Source organism: Vibrio sp. FF266 (genome assembly GCF_041439695.1).
In the GTDB taxonomy this organism is placed as follows: Bacteria; Pseudomonadota; Gammaproteobacteria; order Enterobacterales; family Vibrionaceae; genus Vibrio; species Vibrio tasmaniensis_A.
This window is the reverse complement of record NZ_JBGOOO010000119.1, coordinates 1-1080: the sequence shown is the minus strand read 5'-3', so window position 1 is coordinate 1080 and position 1080 is coordinate 1. Positions and strand designations below refer to the sequence as shown.

At 45.2% G+C, this 1080-nt stretch carries 1 pseudogene; it reads left to right on the top strand.

Features of this window, described 5'->3' with window-relative positions:
* Positions 1–453: pseudogene (locus ACED59_RS24515) on the top strand (hypothetical protein); the annotation flags it as partial.
* Positions 454–1080 lie beyond the last annotated feature (627 nt).

Here is a 1080-nt window from a genome sequence, read left to right as displayed (position 1 = left end):
GGGCGCATCGGTTTGCCCACCGAAGCGGGATTGAAAACCATCAGCTACGACCAGCTTCAAGAAGATTATGCGTTGCGCTTTGGAGAGTTTATTTCGCCGAAGTCCTTTGCTAAAGCGGTGAAGTATCTAAAGCGTGCCAGCTATTTTCACAGTGAGCGGATCAATGTGTGTGTCGACCAAGACGAAGGGACGATACGCAGTGCACCCGCGTACAAACAGTTTACACCTCGCTTCTTTAATGACTTAAAAGTCGTGCGTTACACCAACATCAGCGAATTGATCCTCGCAACACGGGAACGCCAGACAAAGAAAGGACTGAGCTTTCAATGGCTCTCTTTCCGTAAGATAGCGTCAGGGATACAAGAGATCTTCAATGCGTCAACGTTAAACACCTATGCGCAATCAACCTCAGCCTTCTTTAGTGAGTATCAACCGGACCTGGCCCCTAATTAAAAAGACACGTTCGTCTCCGCGAAGGCGGAGGGATCAGCACGTCTGAACCTTAGCCTACCCTGCTCTATCTCTCATTTTTCTGGTTTCTCCCAACAGGTTATTCAGGGTTATCTTGCGCACGCAGTCTCATTCGGAAGGGATTTCTCTATTCACGGTTTTTTATAAGAAAGGCCGTGCAAGAAAGGAAGGATAAAAAAGACCGCTACAATGGCCATCAATAAGGGGCTGCGCTTATGAACACTACGTATAAAGATAAATAATTAAATCAATAGAAAAATAAATACTTAAGGACAAGCAAAAAAAACGGCGCGGCAACCTTCTTTTGTCATACGACAGGGACCTTCTTCGATTAAACGCTGAGTCAGGTGGCTCCCTTTCATCATCTCCTTACTTAACGTCCACCTTCATCCGGATGGTATGGCTTAGCAGGGCGAGGGTTTTTAGTGCTGTCAATATTGCAGCCTAAAAAGAGCAGTATGGCGCTGTGAGAGGCTTTCTTCTTAATTTCATTAAATGGTCACGGTTCTTATTCAGCCGCTTAAGCTTACTGCTTTACAAAATGAATGGCCCCTTGAATACTAAGATTAGCGTTTCGATTTATCAGCGTCAGAGGGTAATTCAAACTCA